The 20,427-nt window shown below is 61.3% G+C and carries 22 protein-coding genes; 15 read left to right on the top strand and 7 right to left on the bottom strand.

What is annotated here, in order from left to right; all coding sequences use genetic code 11:
- Positions 1-19: 19 nt before the first annotated feature.
- The 8 genes from IGS75_RS04770 to IGS75_RS04735 all read left to right on the top strand — a co-directional run bounded on the left by IGS75_RS04770 (position 20) and on the right by IGS75_RS04735 (position 6,844).
- Complete coding sequence (locus tag IGS75_RS04770) at positions 20-1,276, top strand: S1C family serine protease (RefSeq protein WP_141350321.1); 1,257 nt, start codon at positions 20-22, stop codon at positions 1,274-1,276.
- On the top strand, positions 1,269-1,484 hold the full coding sequence (locus IGS75_RS04765; protein ID WP_141350323.1) for a hypothetical protein: 216 nt from the start codon (positions 1,269-1,271) through the stop codon (positions 1,482-1,484). Before IGS75_RS04770 ends, IGS75_RS04765 begins: the two co-directional genes overlap by 8 nt.
- Before the next feature lie 100 nt (positions 1,485-1,584).
- Positions 1,585-2,265 carry a winged helix-turn-helix domain-containing protein gene (locus IGS75_RS04760; RefSeq protein ID WP_141350325.1) on the top strand — a complete coding sequence of 227 codons (681 nt, stop codon included), beginning with the start codon at positions 1,585-1,587 and terminating at the stop codon, positions 2,263-2,265.
- A 9-nt stretch (positions 2,266-2,274) separates the two neighbouring features.
- Positions 2,275-3,696: a sensor histidine kinase gene (locus tag IGS75_RS04755; protein ID WP_202257779.1), complete on the top strand. Its 1,422-nt coding sequence runs from the start codon at positions 2,275-2,277 to the stop codon at positions 3,694-3,696.
- A gap of 58 nt (positions 3,697-3,754) precedes the next feature.
- A complete protein-coding gene (locus tag IGS75_RS04750; RefSeq protein WP_141350628.1) occupies positions 3,755-4,099 on the top strand; it encodes a hypothetical protein in 345 nt (114 codons plus the stop codon).
- A 43-nt stretch (positions 4,100-4,142) separates the two neighbouring features.
- The gene (locus IGS75_RS04745) at positions 4,143-4,871 is read left to right on the top strand and encodes an SIMPL domain-containing protein (protein ID WP_141350329.1); all 729 of its coding nucleotides are present in this window, start codon (positions 4,143-4,145) and stop codon (positions 4,869-4,871) included.
- Positions 4,840-5,247 carry a thiol-disulfide oxidoreductase DCC family protein gene (locus IGS75_RS04740; RefSeq protein WP_272929780.1) on the top strand — a complete coding sequence of 136 codons (408 nt, stop codon included), beginning with the start codon at positions 4,840-4,842 and terminating at the stop codon, positions 5,245-5,247. Before IGS75_RS04745 ends, IGS75_RS04740 begins: the two co-directional genes overlap by 32 nt.
- A gap of 82 nt (positions 5,248-5,329) precedes the next feature.
- A complete protein-coding gene (locus IGS75_RS04735) occupies positions 5,330-6,844 on the top strand; it encodes a tetratricopeptide repeat protein (RefSeq protein ID WP_202257778.1) in 1,515 nt (504 codons plus the stop codon).
- A gap of 72 nt (positions 6,845-6,916) precedes the next feature.
- Here the strand turns inward: IGS75_RS04735 and infC are convergent, their stop codons facing one another.
- The 5 genes from infC to IGS75_RS04710 all read right to left on the bottom strand — a co-directional run bounded on the left by infC (position 6,917) and on the right by IGS75_RS04710 (position 12,381).
- Positions 6,917-7,438 carry a translation initiation factor IF-3 gene (infC, locus tag IGS75_RS04730; protein WP_141350333.1) on the bottom strand — a complete coding sequence of 174 codons (522 nt, stop codon included), beginning with the start codon at positions 7,436-7,438 and terminating at the stop codon, positions 6,917-6,919.
- 153 nt (positions 7,439-7,591) lie between these two features.
- On the bottom strand, positions 7,592-9,529 hold the full coding sequence (gene thrS, locus IGS75_RS04725; protein ID WP_202257777.1) for a threonine--tRNA ligase: 1,938 nt from the start codon (positions 9,527-9,529) through the stop codon (positions 7,592-7,594).
- Between the two features lie 113 nt (positions 9,530-9,642).
- Positions 9,643-10,698, bottom strand: coding sequence for a glycosyltransferase family 2 protein (locus tag IGS75_RS04720; RefSeq protein WP_202257776.1), 1,056 nt, complete (start codon positions 10,696-10,698; stop codon positions 9,643-9,645).
- Positions 10,695-11,615, bottom strand: coding sequence for a glycosyltransferase family 9 protein (locus tag IGS75_RS04715; protein WP_202257775.1), 921 nt, complete (start codon positions 11,613-11,615; stop codon positions 10,695-10,697). Before IGS75_RS04715 ends, IGS75_RS04720 begins: the two co-directional genes overlap by 4 nt.
- Positions 11,616-11,715: 100 nt before the next feature.
- Positions 11,716-12,381, bottom strand: coding sequence for a nucleotide exchange factor GrpE (locus tag IGS75_RS04710; protein ID WP_202257774.1), 666 nt, complete (start codon positions 12,379-12,381; stop codon positions 11,716-11,718).
- Positions 12,382-12,543: 162 nt separating this feature from the next.
- Between IGS75_RS04710 and IGS75_RS04705 the strand changes: the two genes are divergently transcribed.
- Together IGS75_RS04705 and IGS75_RS04700 are read left to right on the top strand one after the other, a co-directional pair.
- Positions 12,544-13,314, top strand: coding sequence for a response regulator transcription factor (locus IGS75_RS04705; RefSeq protein WP_141350341.1), 771 nt, complete (start codon positions 12,544-12,546; stop codon positions 13,312-13,314).
- A 177-nt stretch (positions 13,315-13,491) separates the two neighbouring features.
- Positions 13,492-15,159: a stimulus-sensing domain-containing protein gene (locus IGS75_RS04700; RefSeq protein WP_237469057.1), complete on the top strand. Its 1,668-nt coding sequence runs from the start codon at positions 13,492-13,494 to the stop codon at positions 15,157-15,159.
- Between the two features lie 134 nt (positions 15,160-15,293).
- Here the strand turns inward: IGS75_RS04700 and IGS75_RS04695 are convergent, their stop codons facing one another.
- Both IGS75_RS04695 and IGS75_RS04690 read right to left on the bottom strand, forming a co-directional pair.
- Entirely contained in the window at positions 15,294-15,686 is a 393-nt protein-coding gene (locus IGS75_RS04695) for a UrcA family protein (protein WP_202257772.1), read from the bottom strand.
- A gap of 170 nt (positions 15,687-15,856) precedes the next feature.
- A complete protein-coding gene (locus tag IGS75_RS04690) occupies positions 15,857-16,228 on the bottom strand; it encodes an endoribonuclease L-PSP (protein ID WP_228123726.1) in 372 nt (123 codons plus the stop codon).
- Positions 16,229-16,297: 69 nt separating this feature from the next.
- Here IGS75_RS04690 and IGS75_RS04685 point away from each other — a divergent pair, with 69 nt between their 5' ends.
- The 5 genes from IGS75_RS04685 to ptsP are packed head-to-tail and all read left to right on the top strand — an operon-like array spanning position 16,298 to position 20,379.
- Entirely contained in the window at positions 16,298-16,759 is a 462-nt protein-coding gene (locus IGS75_RS04685) for an HPr kinase/phosphorylase (protein WP_141350347.1), read from the top strand.
- A gap of 49 nt (positions 16,760-16,808) precedes the next feature.
- The gene (rapZ, locus tag IGS75_RS04680) at positions 16,809-17,774 is read left to right on the top strand and encodes an RNase adapter RapZ (RefSeq protein WP_141350349.1); all 966 of its coding nucleotides are present in this window, start codon (positions 16,809-16,811) and stop codon (positions 17,772-17,774) included.
- Positions 17,771-18,211, top strand: coding sequence for a PTS sugar transporter subunit IIA (locus tag IGS75_RS04675; RefSeq protein WP_141350351.1), 441 nt, complete (start codon positions 17,771-17,773; stop codon positions 18,209-18,211). The genes rapZ and IGS75_RS04675 overlap by 4 nt, the downstream gene beginning before the upstream one ends.
- 13 nt (positions 18,212-18,224) lie before the next feature.
- Positions 18,225-18,515 (top strand): HPr family phosphocarrier protein, encoded by a 291-nt coding sequence (locus IGS75_RS04670; protein WP_141350353.1) that lies wholly within the window; start codon positions 18,225-18,227, stop codon positions 18,513-18,515.
- Positions 18,508-20,379 carry a phosphoenolpyruvate--protein phosphotransferase gene (ptsP, locus tag IGS75_RS04665; protein WP_202257771.1) on the top strand — a complete coding sequence of 624 codons (1,872 nt, stop codon included), beginning with the start codon at positions 18,508-18,510 and terminating at the stop codon, positions 20,377-20,379. The genes IGS75_RS04670 and ptsP overlap by 8 nt, the downstream gene beginning before the upstream one ends.
- The last annotated feature ends 48 nt before the right edge of the window (positions 20,380-20,427 follow it).

Here is a 20,427-nt window from a genome sequence, read left to right as displayed (position 1 = left end):
TGTTCCTGTCCTGTTTCCCATGAACCGCACCCTGCAGGCTGCTGCAATCGGTGCCGGAACGGCCACTGTGATGACGGTGGGGCTGATGCTGGCCTTGCGCGGTTATGGTGACAGCCTGCAGAGCGTTGCACATCCCCTGGAGCAGCCGCAGAAGTCCGCAGTCGTGCAGGCTCCTACGCTGAAAATGCTTCCGACGATCATCCCCGACCGTACGGTCGCGGGGGAAAACACAGACGCGCAGGGTATCCCGACACAGCCCGCTATCATCCCGGCTCCGGCCCCCGCTCTCCCACCACTTCTGGTCAAATACGGCCCGCTGAGTTTCGCCCCGCTGGTGCGGCAGGTGATCCCGGCCGTGGTCAACATCGCCATCACCCAGAACAGCCCGGACGGACACGATCATACCCCGCCACAGATCCGCGGCACTCCGCTGGAAAAGCGTTACCGGGACCGGATGAAACGCCAGCAGGAAGAAATGGTCGGCGCAGGATCGGGTTTTATCGTTGATCCGTCCGGAATCATCGTGACCAACCGTCATGTCGTGGGGGGGGCGGACAAAGTGGTGGTTTCGCTGTCCAACGGGCATGAAATGCCGGCGCGTCTTCTGGGTGCCGATCCGTTGACGGATATCGCGGTCATCAAGGTCGACAGCCCCGAGCCGCTTCCGCACGTCACCTGGGGCGACAGTCAGCAGACCGACATTGGGGATTGGATTCTCGTCGCAGGCAATCCGTTCGGGTTCGGGTCATCCGTGACAGCGGGCATTGTCTCGGCGGTCGGGCGTGATCTGGGGATTGGTTCGCTCGACGATTTCATCCAGCTCGATGCGCCGATCAATCCCGGTAATTCGGGCGGTCCAGCCTTCAACATGCGCGGGCAGGTCGTGGCTGTGAATGCCGCTATCGTGACGCCTGCGGGCGGGTCGGTCGGGATCGGATTCGGGATTCCGTCTGAAATTGTGGCCCCGATCGTCGCGGAAATCGAGGCGACGGGCCATGCCGAACATGGCTGGCTCGGCATTACGCTGGATGATGGCGACACGGCGATCGGTATTGCCGGTGTCGATAATGGTGGCCCGGCCCAGAAAGGCGGTCTACGGTCTGGCGATATCGTGACCCAGGTGGATAATGTTCCCGTCACCAGTGCACGGATGCTCCTGCGCAGCATCGCGGCTGCTCGTCCGGGCGTGGTTCTGAGTTTCCGGATCCAGCGCGGCAAACAGTCTCTGACTCTGCCCATCCATATCGGTCCGCGTCCGCAGGATGCGGATGACTGAGCCACCCCGCAGGTCAGTTCGCCTTTGCCTGTGTGGTCTGCTCCTGCTGGCCGGGTTTACCGGATGCAGCTCCGTTCCGGCGTCACAGGGGCAAAGCGGTTATCGTGACGGGCTTTCGGAAGCGTCTCCGTTTTCATGGGGGCCGATCAGCGCGTCCTCCCTGCGCGATGCCCAGCAGGATGATTTTGACAACGCAATTCCCCGCTAGGCGCGCCTGTCTGTAGGACTCGTCTTTGACGGCGTCTCTCAAGTCGGTATTCTTTCGCACAGGAACGGCAAGACTGCGTTCGGAAGGAAGAAAGACAACGATGCGTATCCTGCTGGTCGAAGACGATCTGACTGTTCGTGCTTTTGTACTCAAGGGCCTGCGGGAGGCCGGGCATGTCGTGGACGAGGCGGATAACGGCAAGGACGGCCTGTTTCTGGCCGTCAGTGAGAATTATGACGTCGTGATTCTGGACCGGATGCTGCCTGGCGGTATTGACGGGCTGCGGATTCTGGAAACCCTGCGAGGGCAGAAGAACGTAACGCCAGTCCTGCTGCTCTCGGCGCTGGCGGATGTGGACGAACGTGTGGCTGGTCTCAAGGCTGGCGGCGACGACTACATGACCAAGCCTTTCGCCTTTTCCGAACTTCTGGCGCGTGTCGAGGCGCTGGGGCGTCGTGGTCGCCCCGAAAGCGCGCCGCAGACGCGGCTTGTGGTGGGCGATCTGGAAATGGACCTCCTGTCGCGCACCGTCAAACGGGGCGGCGAGAAGATTGATCTTCAGCCGCGCGAGTTCCGTCTGCTGGAATTCCTGATCCGTCATGCCGGACAGGTCGTGACCCGCACCATGCTGCTCGAGCGCGTGTGGGACTATCATTTCGACCCGCAGACCAACGTGATCGACGTGCATGTCTCGCGCCTGCGCCAGAAGGTGGACAAGCCGTTCGACAAGCCCATGATCCACACGATCCGCAATGCGGGCTACATCCTGCGGGCGGACTGATTGTTGTTGATGCTGCGTAAGGTCCGCTGTTTCTGGCTGCTCCTGAAACGGCGCCTGCGCTGGCCCATTCGCTCGGCTGGGCTGAACTTTGCCCTGGCTTACGGGCTGGTGTTCGTGATTTCGGCCGGAGTATTCCTGTCCTTTATATGGTGGAACACGACCGGCCAGCTCGACCGTCAGGTGGAGCTCGCGGTGCAGGTCGATGCCGCCGATCTCTCCCATCGCTGGGCTCAGGGAGGCCCGTCCGCGCTCAGCCTCGCCATTCAGGACCGGCTGGACCAGAACGTTGATGATGATGAGCTGTATCTTCTGGTCGGCCCGGATGGCCGAAAATTCGCCGGCAACCTGCCGGGCTGGCCGGTCGTCATCACCCGGCTGGACACGTTTTACGAACTGGCCATCAAGCGCGACGGTTTCCGCACCAATGCCAAGATGCACGCCTATCCTCTGACGCATGGCTTCCGGATGATCGTCGGGCGTGACGTCCGCGGGCGACAGCTCGTTCGTCACGTCCTGACCGATACGCTGATCTGGGCCTGGATCATGGTGACATTGCTGGCCGCCGGTGGCGCGCTGGCGATCCGGCGCATTTTCTGGCAGGTCGTTCGTTCTATCGCCCGGACTACGGCTGCCGTCGCACAGGGCGATCTTAGCCAACGCATCCCTCTGACCGGTAACGAGACGGATCTGGTGGGCCAGACTGTCAATACCATGCTCGAGCGGATCAATCGCCTGATGGATGGCGTGAAACAGGTCTCAAACGCCATCGCGCACGATTTGCGCACTCCGATCGCCCGTGCCCGCGCGCGTCTGGAAGACGCCAACCGCACCGCTACATCTGCTGAGGAGCTTCACGCTGCCATTGACCGTGCGGTCATGGATCTCGACCGGGTGACGTCGATTTTCGAGGCCCTGCTGAGAATCGCCCAGCTCGAAGCCGGGGCCAGACGAGCAGCCTTCACGGTGTTAGACATCCGTCCGTTGTTGGAAGGATTGAGCGAACTTTACGAGGCCTCTGTCGAGGATGCGGGTTTGCATCTGGATTTCAGGGCAGGGGCGACACAGCCGGTCAATGGCGATCCACACCTGCTGCAACAGGCTGTCGCTAACCTGCTGGACAACGCTATTAAGTTCGCCCCCCCCGGAACCACAATCACTCTTTCGGTGGACATGCAGGGCGAGCGTCTGGCCGTCACCGTTGCCGATCAGGGTCCAGGCATGAGCGAGGACGATCTGAGCCGTGCCTCGGAGCGTTTTTTTCGTGCCGAAACGGCCCGCAATACACCCGGTGCCGGGCTTGGCCTCTCGCTGGTGCAGGCTGTGATGAGCTTGCATGGCGGCGTGTTGGAACTCAGGGCTGGCGAACGGCAACCTGGCCTGTCCGCGATACTCCTGCTCCCGGTCGTGCCAGCCGCGCCCCGAAAGGCATGACGGAAGTTTCATCCGCGCCCCACTCTGCGCTAAGCTGGAATGGGCTAAACAATCCGTGATGCGCTTCTCCCTGCCTTCACCGACCGTTCTTCCGGCCTTCTGTCTGCTCGGCTGTCTGGCTGCGTCGCCGGTTTTGCGTCCGGTGCAGCACCTGCCGGCAGGACATTCGGACGATGCCATCCCGGTGACCTCTGAAAACGCGGAGTACTGCGCCCGCTTGCGTAAAAACGTGGATACCCGGCTGGTCGCTCCTCCCGCCGCCATCCCGCTGGGAATCATGGAAGACGCCCGCCATCTGCGCGCGCAGGGAGACCTTCTCTGCGCGCAGGGTCATATCCGGGCGGGGATCGAACGCCTGCGTCGGGCGTTGGTTCTGTTGAAACACGCTCCGGAACCGCGCTGACGGCATTTCGGACGGCCCTCGACACCTGTCCTCAGGAGACCTGATGATCCGTTTTTCTCTGACCCGGCCTCTTCTGCTTCTGGCGGCTGCTCTGGCCTTCTCTCCAGGCATGCTGCCCGGAACAGGCGTATTCTCCACCGCACAGGCAGCCGATATGCAGCAGAATACCACTCAGCTTGACTTCAGCGTTATGGGGCAGGCCCATGCGGTTCCAACGGAATTGACGGTCCGTCTCTCCGTCCGGTCCGACAGCCCGTCCGCCGCTACCGCCCAGAAGGACGTGAACACCCGGATGGCTGCTGCCATGAAGCTGGCGGGTGGTCAGGACGGAATCGTGGCGAAGGCGGGGGGATACTCCATTTACGAAAACACGCCCGAACATGGCCCCAAAAGCTGGACGGCCCGGCAGGAGCTCGAGCTCAGCGGGCAGGATTCGGTGCGGCTGCTTGGTCTGGCCGGGCAGCTTCAGTCCCAGTCCCTGATGCTGGAAGGGCTTGACTGGTCGCTCGATGATGCTACCCGCGACCGCCTGCTTCAGGAAGCCCGCACGGAAGCCCTCAAAAAGGTTCGTTCCCAGGCTGAACAGAGTGCGCAGACCTTGGGTCTGCGCCTTGCGCGCCTCAAGGAAGTTCGCATTTCCTATCAGGAATCTGGCCCCCGTCCCGTGATGCTCATGGCTGCCCGCATGGCCGATTCCGCCCCGCCCCAGCGCAGTCCGGACGAGCAGACACTTCGCGTGAATGTCTCCGTGCAGGCCGAATTGTCGCCATGACCTTCCCCCAGTCGGGATTTTGCGGATCGTGGTGACGGTCTGGTTCGATGGTGGATGTCCGCTTTGCCGACGAGAGATTGCGCTGATGAAGCGGCTGGACCGACGCGGTGCCATCCGCTTCATTAATCTGGAGTCGGCTAAGGGCTGTCCGCTGGATCGGGACACCCTTCTGGCTCGGTTCCATGCCGAGGAAGACGGGTGTCTTTATGAAGGGGCCGCTGCCTTCGCCGCTATGTGGCGGGCCATCCCCCTGCTGCGTCCTCTGGGTCTTGCAGCCCGCAATCCGATCGTTCTGGCCGTTTTGCAATGGGGGTACGGCAAATTCCTGCGCATCCGCCCGTTTCTGCAGCGTCTGACCCGCAGACTGGAAGGCTGAACCGCACATCAGGACAGGAAGCTGGAGGATTTTAAGGGTTTCTTAGGAGGCGTCCGCTACGACGGAAAAAAAAGGAGCCTTCATGCCCAACTCTTTCCGTTTGCTGGCGCAGGACATTCTCGCTCTTGGTGAGGCAGGTGACATCCCGTCTGCGCTCGAAAAGCTGCATGAAGGCATCCAGACCCTGCCTCAGGATACCCATTCCATGTTTCTGGCAGGATGTCTTTATGAACGCTTCAGGGACTGGCCGCAGGCGCGCAGCTTTTATCTCAAGAGCCTGCACATGAACGTGCACGCCCCGAGAATCTGGCATCGTCTGGGCATTGTCTGTCTGGAAGCCGGAGATCTGGACGGTGCAGAGAGGGCGCTGAAAGTCGCGATTCAGCAGAAGCCGTCCGAGGCCCCTTATTACATCGATCTCAGTCTGGTTCAGGCCCGCAGGGGTCTGTTCGATGACGCCCTGGAGAATGCCGTAACCGGCGACGCGCTTTTCCCTGACCATGTCCCGGCCATCAACAATATTGCGCACGCCCTGCAGTGCCTTGGCCGAAGCGAGGAGTCTCTGCCGTATTATGACAGGGCCATCGCACTGGCTCCTGAAAACGGCGTTTGTCGTTTCGGGCGTGCTGTCAGTCTCCTGAAAACCGGAAAGTTCGACGTCGGATGGCGGGAATATGAATGGCGCTGGCGCTGCTGCCAGACCCCGCGCACAGACCTCACTGTCCCGCAATGGGAAGGGGAAGACCTGAACGGCAAGACCATTCTGGTCCATCACGAACAGGGCTATGGCGATACACTCCAGTTCATCCGCTTCGTGCCTCTGCTTAAGGCGCGCGGAGCGACGGTCGTGGTTCAGGTGCCCATCCCGCTGGTGAGGCTTCTGGAACGGGTGGAAGGGATCGATCAGATCGTCTCGGTGCTCGATCCTGCGCTGCATCTGGATCTGCACTGCCCGATGGTCGGCCTGCCATTCCGCCTGAAGATGACGCCGTCCACAGCGCCTGACTGTCCGTACCTGTCCGTTCCCGTCGAAGAGCAGATCGGGGAAGGAGGCGCTCTTCGCCAGAGTCTGACGGAAACCACGGCGCAGCCCGATCTGATTGTCGGCCTTGTCTGGAACGGTGATCCCAGGGCGCATGATCCTGTTGCCACGCAGGTTGATCGCCGGCGGAGCGTGCCTCTGGAGAAACTCGCTCCCCTGATGGAGGTGGGTGGCATTCGTTTCGTTAGTTTCCAGCTAGGCATGCCCAAAAACCAGATTGTCGAAACGGACCTGCCCGTGATCGATGTGACAGACGGGATCACGGATTTCGCTGATACAGCGGCCCGGCTTTACGGTGTAGACCTGCTGATTAGTGTAGACACGTCCATTGTGCATCTGGCTGGCGGACTCGGCCTGCCAGTCTGGATGATCTCACGCAGCGATGCATGCTGGCGCTGGGGCGAAACCGCTACGACGACGCCCTGGTATCCGAGCATGCGGATTTTTCGCCAGCCCCGTTCGGGGAACTGGGAAACCCCGGTCGCCCAGATCGCAGGAATGCTGCGGCAGTTTGTCGCGCTTTATCGGACGAATCTCGAAGCCGAGGCCGCCTGACGGACGGGCCACAAAAAAAACGGCCGATCCCGAAAGGGTGGCCGGTTTTTTTGTGCGGGCTGAACGCATCCCTTAGCGGGGTGCAATCACCATCAGCATCTGGCGGTTTTCAAGGCGGGGCATCTGCTCCACCTTCGCCTTTTCTTCCACTTCCTGGCGGATACGCTCAAGCATCTTGATGCCAAGCTCCTGATGGGCCATTTCGCGGCCCTTGAAGCGCAGGGAAATTTTGACCTTGTCACCTTCGTTAAGAAAGCTGTGAATGGCCTTGAGCTTCGTCTGGAAATCATGCTCGCCCGTACCCGGACGGACCTTCACTTCCTTGATCTCAACGACCTTCTGCTTCTTGCGGGCTTCGTTCTTCTTCTTCTGCTGCTCATACTTGAACTTGCCGTAGTCGAGAATCTTCACGACAGGAGGAACAGCGGTCGGGCTGATTTCCAGCAGATCGAGACCCACCGAAAAAGCGCGCATCATGGCATCCCGGGTCGTCATGATGCCCTGCATTTCGCCTTCTTCGTCAATCAGACGAACCTGCGGAACACGGATTTCCTCGTTGACGCGCGGTCCTTCACGGGTGGGCGCGGCCTGCATCGGCGGTCTAGCTATGGTCAGCTCCTGTCATCAGTTTCGTTCGGGTCTGGTCACCAGTATCCGCCTTCACGAAGAAAGGCGGGATACGGCCATTCCCGATCCCGTTCCTTCTGCACATAGTCCTGCCTTACGCCCGGTGCAAGGGGATTACGCTTAATCCTTTGCAAAGCGCGCGATGTCGGGGGCCTGTGCCTCTTTCGCAAGGGCTGCGACGGCGTCGTCGAGGGACAGGATCTCCTGTGCCGCGCCTCCCAGACGCCGCATGGCCACCTTGCGCTCTTCGGCTTCGCGGCGCCCCACGACCAGGATGACCGGAACGCGCGCAAGGCTGTGTTCGCGGATCTTGGCGTTGATCTTGTCGCTGCGGGTGTCGGTCTCGACCTGGAGTCCCGCGGCTTTTAGTGTCGCAGCCACTTCGTTGGCGTAATCGCCAGCGTCGGAGACGATGGACGCCACGACAACCTGCGTCGGCGCCAGCCAGAGCGGGAACTTGCCAGCATACTGCTCGATCAGGATGCCGATGAAGCGCTCGAAACTGCCGAGAATCGCGCGATGCAGCATGACCGGGCGGTGACGGTTGCTGTCCTCGCCGATGTAAGACGCATCCAGACGTTCTGGCAGAACGTAATCCACTTGAAGCGTGCCACACTGCCAGTCACGGCCGATGGCGTCGGTCAGCACGAATTCCAGCTTCGGGCCGTAGAACGCGCCTTCACCCGGATTGTATTCGTACTCAACGCCCGCGATCTCACAGGCTTTCTTGAGTGCGCCTTCCGCACGGTCCCACACTTCATCAGAGCCCGCACGCGTTTCCGGACGATCGGAGAACTTCACGCGGAAGGTATCGAATCCAAGGTCGGAATAGACCTCCGCCAGCATCTTCACGAACTTCGCGGTCTCGTCCGCAATCTGGTCGTCCGTGCAGAAGATATGGGCGTCGTCCTGCGTAAAGCCGCGGACACGCATGATGCCATGCAGAGCGCCTGACGGCTCGTAACGGTGGCATGCACCGAATTCCGCCATCCGCAGCGGTAGTTCACGATAGGAACGCAGGCCATGGCGGAAGATCTGCACGTGGCACGGGCAGTTCATGGGCTTCAGCGCGAGCGTTTTGTCCTCGTCCTCGACGGTCGCGATGAACATGTTCTCGCGATACTTGTCCCAGTGGCCCGAAGCCTCCCAAAGTGCGCGGTCGACGAGCTGCGGGGTGCGGACTTCCTCGTAGTTGTTCCGTTCCTGCGCACGACGCATGTAGTCCTGAAGGACGGTGTACAGGCGCCAGCCCTTGCTGTGCCAGAAGATCTGCCCGACGGCTTCTTCCTGAATGTGAAACAAGTCCATCTCGCGTCCGATGCGGCGATGGTCGCGCTTTTCGGCTTCCTCAAGGCGCAGAAGATGGGCATCCAGCTCCTTCTTGTCGCGCCAGGCGGTGCCGTAGATGCGGGTCAGCATGGGGTTGCGGTGGTCACCACGCCAGTAGGCCCCGGCCACGCGCATCAGCTTGAACGCCGTGCCGACATCCCCAGTGGTACGCAGATGCGGGCCACGGCACAGGTCGAGCCATTCGCCTTGACGATAAATCGAGATCTGCTCGTCTTCCGGAAGGTCGCGGATCAGTTCGGCTTTGAAGTCTTCGCCTTTTTCTTCGAAGAAGCGGATGGCTTCGTCACGATCCCAGACTTCGCGGACGAACGGCGTGTTGGCCGCCACGATCTCGCGCATTTTCTCTTCGATGGCAGGGAAGTCTTCCGGGGTGAACGGCTTCTCGCGGGAGAAATCGTAGTAGAACCCGTCCTTGATGCTCGGCCCGATCGTGACCTGTGTTTCAGGCCACAGGGACTGCACGGCTTCGGCCAGAACATGCGCCGCGTCATGGCGGATCATTTCCAGCGCGTCCTCATCCTTGCGGGTGACGAACTTCACGGACGCATCGCTGCTGATTTCGGTGCTGATATCGACGGGCTTGCCGTCCACTTCCATCGCCATAGCGGCCTTGGCGAGGCCCGGTCCGATGGAGGCGGCGATCGTCGTGCCCGTCACCGTCCCGCCGAATGTGCGGACGCTTCCGTCGGGGAGTGTGATGGCGGGCATGGAGATCGCTCCTGTGCAAGTGGGACCAGCAGATAGCTCTGCCGAAAAACGAATCGGTAAATGGCCTCAATCCCCGCTGCGCTGCAACCCCCAGACGGACAGACAGTCCGTTTTCAGGTCACTTTGTCCATCTGAAGGATAAGCGGCGGAACATTGCCGGGATCGGACTCTCGGCCTTCATCCCATCCACAGGTAAGATAATGGATGATTGGCCAGATTCCATAATAGGCATCCTGCGCTACATCCGGGTTATTCTGGACGTAGAAAACCGGAGCGAATACCCGGTATTCGTGCTGCTGCCCGTCCTCCCGTGCCCGATGCGCGACAAAGCCGGGTGGAATGTTGAGGGGCGGACGCGGAATGGTATCGCCGGTTCCAAGCAGGATATCCGGATCAATCCCCAGCTCCCGCAGGCGATTTGCGATCACGGGAGCATAGATATTCGGGACGGGCCGATATCCGGCGGCAAAATCCGCGGCGCCTGTTTGGAAGTAGAAGTGCAGATGCGTCCCGTCCTGAGGGTGCTCCAGCGTCTCGCCGCGTTCCGCAGCAGCCAGTTTCTGCCGCGCGAAACGGCGGATTTCTTCATAGTCTGGGCGATTGTGCAGATGGAGATGCACGAACGGCGTGCGGACGTAGCGCTTGGGGTAGATGCTCTGCGGGTTGTGAAACCCCCGGTCCAGACTGACGATCGTCTGCGCTCGGAACAGACCGCGCCGCACAATCTGGGGCAGATAGTAATCCGGAGCCTCCGGCACGTTCAGTAGAAGCCGGTCCGTGATGAAGGTAGCGTTTTCCTGTATCAGATAATCGAACTGCCGCCGGATGACTTCCGGATCGAGCGAAAGCTGGTCCAGAAAGACCGTCAGGAACTCGTCGCAGTCCAATGGCACGGCAAAATCGCAGGCATTCTCAGTGTCCCACTGCCGGATGATCCCGGCAATAACGTCTCCCTTGTGCAGAAAATCCGTGGGAGACGCACGATCCCGGACGATCCGGACCCCTTTGACTTCATACCGCGTCTGGATGTCCAGAACGGCCGGATCGGTTGAACCATTGTCGATGACGGTCAGATTTGAAAAACCGAAAATCGCCGCGTGCCACAGAATCCAAGGCTCCAGCAGTGTCGCCTCGTTCTTCTGCATCATGACGCAGCGTACCCGGGTCATCGGGAGAGTATTGCCTCCATGCAGGTCTCGACGCGGGAAGAGGGCAGCATCGCCAGATCAGGCACCACGAGCAGATCCGTTCGGCCTGCCGTGGGCGTGAGGGGGGCTGTCAGGCGTGGATCACTGTCAGGACCGAAGAGCGTGATGCAGGGCGTGTCCATCGCAGCGGCCAGATGCATCGGGCCGGTGTCATTGCCGATCACGATATGCGCGCGATCCAGGACGCCCGCCAGCTCTACGAGCGTGGTCCGGCCCGTCAGGTCGAGGGCATCTGGACAGGTGCGCAGGATGTCCTGCGCCAGCAGCGCTTCAGGCTGTGTTCCTACGATAACCGGTCTGATTCCCTTTGCCACAAGGGCTTTGGCGATTTCGGCAAAGCGGGCGCTGGGCCAGCGTTTCTGGGGGCGATGAGGAGCTGCGCCCGGCACCAGAACGGCATAGGGTGCTGCGATTTCGGGTCCATGCCCTTTGAGCCAGCGCGGAACACTGCGGGGCAGGGGAGTGACGCCGGCATCAAGAAGCTGGTCGTCCAGTCGGGCCAGCGTGTGCATGTCATTGCGCGAAGGGTTGCCATGTGGATGGCAGCAGCCTTCTGAAATACCGGACCAGTTCGCGGGTTGTCCGGCGAGGCGGAAATAGGTTTTCGAACGTCCCGACGTCTGAAGATCGAAGACCCGGTCATAGCCGCGCAGTTTCCGTGACAGCCGCCACAGTCCTGGCAGATTGCTCATCGACGGGCGCTCATCCGTCAGGATGTTGTCAAACCATGGCGCGGCTTGGGCCAGATCCACAAAAGGCGCAGTGGTCAGAAGAGTAAAGGTGGCGTGCGGAAAAGCGGCCCGGATGGACGCGAAAGCTCCAAAGGCCTGAACGAAATCGCCCAAGGCGCCGAGCTTTATGACAAGAATGCGACTCATGAGCCGACTTTAGCAGGGTGTTGCGGAACGCCAACCATTCCGGCAGGCGTTCCGCAAAGAAATCCCCTACGTGGGATTCCGGTCCTTCGCGGGGAAGGGATCAGACCGTCTTGTCGACGCCCTGCGGTGCGGCCTGTGCGCCACCTTTGGCAACCACAACCATAGCCGGCTTCAGCAGACGGCCCTTGAGCAGCCATGCCGGCGTCCAGGACTGCATAACATGGCCCGACGGGTGCTGGTCGGACGGCTGTTCCGCCATGGCCTGATGCAGGTTGGCGTCGAACGGCTTGCCGGTCGGGTCTTCGCAGGTGATGCCATGGCGTTCGAGAATGTTGATGAAGGACCGCTCAGTCCCTTCGATTCCTTCACGCAGCTTGGTGATGAGGACGTCTTCACCTTCCGTCTTGGCAGGCAGGGAGGCCAGGCCGCGCTGTAGGTTCTCGGCAGCCTCAACCACGTCACGGGCGAATTTCTGGATGGCGTACTGGCGCGCATCCTCAATATCGCGCTTGGCGCGGGTGCGGATGTTCTGGCTTTCGGCTTCGGAACGGACCCAGCGGTCCTTCAGTTCTGCGACTTCGGCTTCAAGAGCCTCGATCCGGGCTTCCGGTGTTGTCTCTTCCAGCGTTTCACCGCCGGTCTCGTTCATGCCCGGAGTGTCGATGCCGGAGGTCTCGACGCCCTGTTCAGGCACGTCGTGGGCCGTTTCCGGCGAGGCATTGTGGTCTGTCATGTCACGACCTTCTGTGGTGGGACGGGCCATCATGCGGCCCCGTTCGTCTTCAGGAGATAACGCTGATTGTCCTAAAGACAAGGGTTGTGCCATCGCATAACGACGCATCATGTCATTGAAAAGCCTATTTTCCGCCATCATGGATCATGGGTTATAGGTAAAAAGTCGCAACAGTTCTCAGCAGACGGACCCCTCATGGAGACGCCCCGAACCCCCTACGCGCCGCCCGCGCCTGCCTCGCAGACGCCGTCCGGAGCCTCCGCCGCGCCGATCATTGCGCTGGTGGACGATGACCGGAACATTCTTGCGTCCGTCCAGATGACGCTCGAAGCTGAAGGATTTACCGTTCATACCTATACTGATGGCGAAAGCGCACTGCAGGGCATCACCTCGCGTCCCGTCAGCCTTGCGGTGCTGGACGTAAAGATGCCGCGTATGGACGGCATGGAACTGCTCCAGCGTCTGCGTGCGCGTTCGAATCTGCCGGTGATTTTCCTGACGTCCAAGGACGAGGAGCTGGACCAGCTCATGGGTCTGCGCCTGGGAGCGGACGATTACATCACCAAGCCGTTTTCCCAACGTCTTCTGATCGAGCGCATCCGCGCTTTGCTACGCCGCCAGGATGCCAGTCGGGCCGAGGCAACGGGTGTGGCAGCCGTCGGCTCCGCCATCGTGCGTGGCAAGCTCTCGCTGGACGAGACGCGCCATCAGTGTCTGTGGGACGGGCAGGATATTGCACTCACGGTCACGGAGTTCCTGTTGGTCAAGGCTCTGGCCTTGCGTCCGGGGATGGTGAAGTCGCGCGATCAACTCATTGATGCTGCCTATGGTGACAACATCTATGTCGATGACCGCACGATCGACAGCCATATCAAGCGCGTCCGCAAGAAGTTTCGCCAGGTGGACGACGAGTTCAACCAGATCGAGACGCTCTACGGTATCGGTTACCGTTACCGGGACGAGTAAGCGCGCGTGAATGATGACTCCGCCTCCTTCCCGACAGGTCAGGCGCTGGACGCCGACCGGCTCGAACAGGGTCGGGAGCGTCGGCGTGCCGAATTGGCGCGCGCGGGGCTGGGTAAGGCCTTTCGGAGGATCGGCGCAAAGGCCCTGAAGCGTCTGCGGCCCCGTCAGGCATCGGAGATGTCCCTGTCGCGCAAGCGTCTGGCTTCGCCGCTTCTGGTGCGGATCCTGCTGCTCAACGCCCTGCCGCTCGCCCTTCTGGCCGTCACGCTGCTGTTTCTGGACCAGTTCCAGAACGGCCTTCTGGAAACTGACGTCAATGCCCTGCGCGAGCAGGCTCATATCTATGCCGGAGCACTCGGCCAGTCCGCCGTTCGCGTCAGCGCCCATGCGCCCGGTCATCCGGCGCCCGGCGGTAATCTGGAGCTGGACGTCGCGCAGGCCCGCCCCCTGTTGGCCCGTCTGACCGAACCGAGTCCCAACGCCCACGCCCTGCTGTTCGACCCGGACGGCAAGCTTGTCGTGGATAGTCGCACGGCCTCGCGCAGCAAACAGGATCATGCCGCTCCTGACCCGGTCGACGGAGGAGCGTGGCAGCCGCCCCGGAATAATATTCTGGAAAGTTTCTACGACTGGTTGCTGTCGCTTCTGCCGCTGACGTCCAGCGAGGAAGTGACGCTCGATACCAACGATACCGCCATGGATGGCCCGCATGACGCCCAGCCGCTTCATTCGCAAGCCGAACTGCCGCCCTTCATCCGGCGCACCAAGGACCACCAGCTTGTCGTGACGGTTGTGGAACCGGTTGTGCGCGATGGTGTGACTGTTGGCGAAATCCAGCTCACACGTCATGCGCCCGAGGTGGACCGCACGCTTTTCGCCGTTCGCTCCTCGATCCTGTCGCTGGTTCTGGCAGCCCTGCTCGTGACGGTTCTGCTGTCCTGGTACCTGTCGCTTACGATTGCCCGTCCGCTGTTGACGCTGGCGCGTGCGTCCAACGACATGCGCGAGACGGATGGCCGCAAAGACCTTGTGCCCGAGCGGCTTTTGGCCAGGCGTGATGAAATCGGCGTTCTGGCTCGCTCGCTCCGGGGCAGTGCGCTGGCGCTTTGGGCACGGATGGACGACATCGAACGCTTCGCCGCCGATGTCAGCCACGAAATCAAGAATCCGCTTTCGTCTATCCGTTCCGCCATCGAGACCCTGCCGCGCATCCAGATCGCCGAACGGCGCGAACGGCTCCTTGGCATCATTAACAGTGACGTCAAACGGCTGGACCGTCTGATTACGGACATTTCCGACGCCAGCCGTATCGACGCTGAACTTTCCCGCGTACGTCCAGAGCCGGTCTCTGTTGTGGCACTGCTCTCTATTCTGGCTGAAATGCACCAGACAACGCGTCGGGAAAACGATCCCGTTCTCCGACTCGATGTCCGCGATCAGGATCCGCCACTGAAGGCGCTGGCTGTGGAAGATCGCTTGGTGCAGGTTCTGCGCAACCTGATCGGCAATGCAGTGTCGTTCTCACCACCAAAAGGTATCATTGCCCTGCATGCCAGCGCGCGCGATATCGCCGGGGAGGGGCCCGGGACCGGCAGTGTGGTTGAAATCACCATCACTGATCAGGGCCCCGGCATTCCGCCCGGAAAGCTCGATAGCATTTTTGACCGTTTCTATTCAGAGCGGCCCCAGACCGAAAACTTCGGCCAGCATTCCGGTCTCGGCCTCGCGATCAGCCGGCAGATCATTCACGCCCTGCGTGGCAGTCTGTTCGCGGAGAACCGGATGGATGCGTCCGGGACGATCCGCGGCGCCTGCTTCGTGGTGCGGCTGCCCCGTGCGTCCTGAGGTTGACAGTCTGGCCGGGGCCTGAACGGTGATGGCCGGTTCCGAGGACAGCCCGTCGATCACGCCTGGCACGAGCGTCGCCGCAAAGGGGAGAGCAAGGACCAGCACCAGGAGGAGATGTCGGGCCATGACGGTTACTTCCTGGCGGACAGGGCGAGGAAGATATGCCCGTTCCGGCGGCTGGCTCGCTGTCGGTCGCGCAGGTTATCCAGACTGACCCGGGCATCGGAGAGAGCATCCTGTTCGCAGTCAGTCACGTCGACTGCGAACGGCCAGTTCTCTTCCTGAAGCTGGTTGCAGACGGCGTGGGAGGCTTGAATAACCTGCTGCGTTGCCGTTTCCCAGCCGCTCCGGGACGTAAGATCCAGCGAAGACAGATTGACTGTCATGCTGACCTTGTCAGTGTTGGCCGGCGCGGTGCTGGCCGGAGTGGTCTCGGCTTGTGTCGGGGTGGCCTGAGCAGCCTGAAGTGACAGGGCAATGCTGGCAGACACGGCGCAGGTCAGAAGGAAAGAAAAGCGGATCATGGCGTGAAGCTCCTGAAGAGAAATCCGACGTTCATGGCGTCTGGAAATCTTCAATGCATGAAGCGTGCCAATTTTTATTTTTCGCGCCTTAAATCTATTTCGTAAAAGCTGACTAAAGCCAAAAAACCATAAAAATGGTCATTTACGCCATAAAATAATGTGTTTTGTTGTTATTTATGTGGAACGGCGGTCAAGCTAAGGGAGATGCGTTGCTCGGGCAGGGGAAAACGCTGCACGATGCGCAGGGTTAGCGCGGGTTTTGCTGTCGCCAGGGCCTCGTTCAGGGCAGCCTGACAATGAGTAAAAGTCTGCCCTTCGCGGATCATGGCGGCGACGTGTCGGGTATGGCCCAGGGTGAGGCCATGATCGGCCAGAGCTTCGGAAATGGCGGAAAGTGCTGCCTGACATTCATCCGATAGCCGGCCGGGACGGTCCCCGTCCGGACCGAAGCCACTGAAATCGGTGCAGATGACTTCGTCTCCATGTACGGTGACGGTCTGGCGAGGGGAGGATGCGCCCATGGGTTCGTGGTCCTGCTCCATGTCAGGGATCCATCATGCCCCTGTCTGGCCCAAGGTCTTAGTCCGCTCCTGTGGAGGTCGCAATCCATCATGTCCGTCCTGTCCTTACTGCCTGAAGGCTCGGTTCATGCCTGTTGCGTGGCGTGGAACGGAGACGGCGTACTGATTTCCGGCCCACCCGGATCGGGGAAATCCGAACTGGCCCTGCGGCTGATGGATGCGGGTTTCGATCTCGTGGCGGATGACCGGGTCCTGCTGGATGGTGCTGTGGCGTCCGCCCCCGAACGCCTTGCGGGGCTGATTGAGGTCCGGGGGGTTGGTATCCTTAAGACATCCTTTGTCACAAAATCGACGGTGCGTCTGCGGGTCTGTCTGGGCCAAGGGCAGACCCGTCTGCCAGAGCCCTGCCGGGACCCGTGGACGGGAGCAGTCATGCTGTATCTGGAGCCCGGTTTTCCGGGAACGGTGGCGCGGATCCGGGCCGCCCTCAAAGCCTGCTGCGGGCCTTATGAATGGGTGGCGGGAGCTGGAGGCGATGTTGCAAAAACGTGAAAATGCGAAATAGTTCCGTACAAAAAGAAAAACGGCTAGAGTGTGGCACATGGCATCGGCGAACCATCCCGAGTCTGGCTCCATATCCGGATATGATCATGGTTCCCGCCGGATCCTGATCGTGACGGGTCTGTCCGGGGCGGGAAAATCATCCATATTGCGGGTTCTGGAAGATCTGGGTCATGAGGTCGTGGATAACCCACCCCTGAACCTGATCCAGGCGCTCGCCTCACGGGCCGGGCAGAATCTGGCCATCGGGATCGACGTCCGCAGTCGCGGGTTCGAGGCCTCCCGTGTGCTGGAAGAGCTCGAACGCCTCCGACTTCTGCCGGACTGCTCGGTCCAGCTTCTTTACGCCACCGCCGAACCCGAAATCCTTTTGCGTCGCTTCACCGCCACGCGCCGTCGCCATCCGCTGGTCACCAGCGGCACGGTCCTCCCAGGAATTGAACAGGAGACTGCTCTTCTGGCTCCGCTGCGGGCCAACGCGGATCTCGTTATCGACACATCTGACCTGCCATCGCCGGAATTGCGTCAGCTGATTGAGACGCGCTTTGGCAGCGCAGGTGGTGAAGGGCTGACGGTTGCACTGATGTCCTTTGCCTATCCGTCCGGTCTGCCCCGCGAGGCGGACATGGTTTTTGATGCACGCTTCCTGCGCAATCCCCATTATGATCCCCTGCTTCAGCCCATGACCGGGCTGGATGAGGCAGTTGTGCAATACGTGAAGTCGGACCCAGCCTATCCCGCATTCTTCGGCCATATCCAGAGCCTGTTGGAACTTGTGCTTCCCCGGTTTGTGGCTGAAGGCAAGAAATATGCGACCATCGCCATCGGGTGCAGTGGCGGTCGCCACCGCTCGGTGACAATTGTTGAAGAACTGGCCCGTATTCTCCCGAAAACTGCACCGGTCGGGCCCATGATGGTCCTGCACCGCGAACTCGCCCGCAAGGGGCTGGCGTCCTGGCGCTGGGCCGTTCCCCCCCAGGATCCTTCACAGGACACAACGGTATGATCGGACTGATGCTGGTAACGCATGGGCGCCTTGGGGATGTCCTGCTGGAAACGCTGGTTCATGTCGTGGGACCCCAGACCCAGGTCGGCGTGGTGGGCGTGGCGGATGATGATGATCCGGCACTTCTCCGGCCAGCCGCCGAGCGCCTGCTCCAACGCCTCGATACCGGGGACGGAGTGCTGCTGTTGACGGATATTTTCGGAAGCTCGCCGTCCAATCTGGCGCTCTCCCTGCGGGAGCCAGGGCATATTGAGGTCGTGTCGGGCGTGAATGTGCCCATGCTGGTCAAGCTGGCGAAAACAAGGCGGGATCTGGACCTTGCAGGCTGCGTGGAAAAGGCCACAATGGCTGGGCGGAAGTATATCGCCGTGGCGTCACAGCTTCCCGACCCCTGTCTCCATGGCGGGCCGCGTGCCTGTACGCTGCCGGTTCATTGAATTGGTTCCCTGAATGAGCGACACGACCCTTTCTGTTCCGCCGCGTACCGTTACCATCGTCAATCATCTGGGCCTTCATGCCCGTCCCGCTGCCAAAATCGTCACGACGGCCGAGCGTTTTGACGCCGAGATCACGATCGCCCATGGCACCAATGTTGTCTCTGCCCTGTCGATCATGGGGCTGATGATGCTGGGCGCGGGAGAAGGGCAGGACGTCACGCTGCGTGCCCATGGCCCGCAGGCTGCCGAAGCGCTCGACGCGCTACAGGCCCTGATCGCGGACGGGTTCGGCGAGCGTGACTGAAACGCCGCCCCGATCGACCCGCAGCCGCTCTCCTCGTACGTCCCGCCGCAGTACGCGCTCAGGTGTTTTCCTTCAGGGCAAGGCCATCACGCCGGGCATGGCGCTCGGTCCGGCAGGGCGTGTTGAAGAACTTCCCCTTCCCGACATTACCGAGCGCTACAGTGCCATCGGACCGGAAGCCGAGGGCGTCCGGCTGGATGAGGCGGTCGCACGGGCGCTGCACCAGATTGAAAAGATGCGAGACCGGTTGGTCGGGCTGCCGGAAGAGGGCCGCGAGGAAATTGCCTCTCTTCTGATGGTCTATGAACGGATGCTTGGCTCGTCGCGTCTGCTGCGTCAGGTCCGTAGCCGGATTGCTGACGACGGACTTTGCGCCGAAGCCGCTGTGTCAGAAGTGACGCATGAACTGGCGTTGCAGGTCTCGCGTATGGCCGAGGCCGTGGCGCGCGAGAACAACACGCAGGAAGCCGACGCCAATCTGCGTCTGGCGGGAGAGTTTGAGGAAATTGGTCGTCGTCTGGTACGAAACCTGACCGGCATTTCCTATCGCGCATTTTCCAGCCTGCCTCCGGGGTCCGTTCTGGTTGCCGAGCAACTGCGCCCGGCCGATGTCGCCATGATCGACCCGGCCCGGGTCGCGGCCGTCGTCACACAGGGCGGTGGCGGCGCAGATCACACGGCGATTCTGCTGCGTGCGCTCGACATTCCTGCCATTCTCGCTGTGCCGAACCTCATGGCGCAGGTGCAGGAAGGCGAAATGCTGGTCGTGGACGGGCATCTGGGCACCGTCACGCTTTCTCCTAATGAGAGCGAGCTGCGTCTGGCTGCGGAATCCGCGCAGCGCGAAGCCAAGGAAAAGCGGGCTTTCGGGCGCCTCAAGCGCCTTCCGGCCGAGCTTCAGAGCGGCGAGGACATCGAGCTTTCAGCCAATCTGGAACTCCCGGCGGAAATGCCGATGCTCCTGCGCAATGGCGCGAAAGGCATTGGTCTGCTGCGTAGCGAGTTCCTGTTTGGCGAACGTGAGGATTTGCCTGACGAAGACGGTCAGACGGAGACCTATCGCGCCATCGTTCAGGCCATGGACGGGCGTCCCGTGACGATCCGCGTGCTGGACTGGGGCGGTGAGAAGGGGCGTGCCTGCATGCGCAGACTGGGTCTGGCGGAGCAGGTTGCAGATGGCGACAATCCTGCGCTGGGTCTGCGGGGCGTGCGGCTTCTGCTCCGCGTACCGGAGGTGCTGGAGACGCAGTTTGCGGCTATCCTTCGGGCCGCAGAGCCTGAAGAGGGCGTGCCTCCCGGCCAAGTGCGGATCCTGTTACCGATGGTCACGTCTTCGGACGAGATCTTGGAAGCTCGCGAGATTTATGAACGGGTGGTACGCCGCCTTAAGCGCAAGGGACACACGCTCCCTGACCCGGTGCCCCCGCTGGGAATCATGGTCGAGACGCCGGCCGCGGCCCTTACTGTGGATACGCTGGCCCGACACGCCGATTTCATGGCGCTCGGCACCAATGACCTGACGATGTACACGCTTGCCGTGGACCGTGCCGATTCCATGGTGGCGGATCGCTACAGCCCGCTCCATCCCGGTGTGTTGAGGCTGATTGAGGCGGCTGTGGATTCAGCGCTGCGGGCGCGCCGTCCGATCTCGGTTTGTGGTGAGATGGCATCTGATCCCCGGGTGGTGGCGCTACTGATTGGCATGGGTCTGCGGTCCTTTTCCATGAATTCCGCCTCTCTGCCGCGCGTGAAACGCCTGATCCGCACTCTTACGCTCGAAGACTGCGACCAGCTCCGCCGACAGGTCATGCTGGAAAGCGATCCGAAGGCGATTCAGGATCTGGTGCGTCAGTTCGCGGCTTGACGGCTGTTTGTGGTGAGGTCTCTCGGCAAAGCAGGGCGGGGATGCCAT

Origin of the sequence: Gluconobacter sphaericus, from assembly GCF_016757795.1 — a bacterium.
Lineage (GTDB): Bacteria > Pseudomonadota > Alphaproteobacteria > Acetobacterales > Acetobacteraceae > Gluconobacter > Gluconobacter sphaericus.
The sequence above is the reverse complement of the archived record's forward strand: the minus strand, read 5'-3'. Positions and strand labels throughout refer to the sequence as shown.